The sequence below is a fragment of the Actinocrinis puniceicyclus genome (genome assembly GCF_018283645.1).
Taxonomy (GTDB): Bacteria; Actinomycetota; Actinomycetes; order Streptomycetales; family Catenulisporaceae; genus Actinocrinis; species Actinocrinis puniceicyclus.
The window spans coordinates 1-253 of the sequence record NZ_JAGSXH010000424.1; the positions used below are offsets into that span (position 1 = coordinate 1).

The 253-nt window shown below is 62.5% G+C and carries 1 pseudogene; it reads right to left on the bottom strand.

Going from position 1 to position 253, the window contains the following annotated elements:
• Window positions 1–229: pseudogene (locus KGA66_RS29560) on the bottom strand (hypothetical protein); the annotation flags it as partial.
• Window positions 230–253 lie beyond the last annotated feature (24 nt).

A 253-nucleotide genomic window follows, 5' to 3' on the forward strand; every position in this document is an offset into this window, starting at 1 on the left:
TACAGGGGGTGTTAAAGGCGCGTGCGCAGGTACCGACGGACAGTTTGCGCCGCTCGAAGTGCGAGAGGAAAGCTTCCCATTCCTGGTCGGTGGGGGTGCGGTATTCTTCGCCGGGGCGTGTGGCCCGCAGGGTCAATGACAAAGTGATCTTGCGGCTGGGTTCGTGGTGGTTTAGCCGTGCGTCGGCACGGTCTGCGTGGCCTGACATGCCGGATTTGCGGGCGGGCACGGCATCTGAGGATCATTCAGGTGT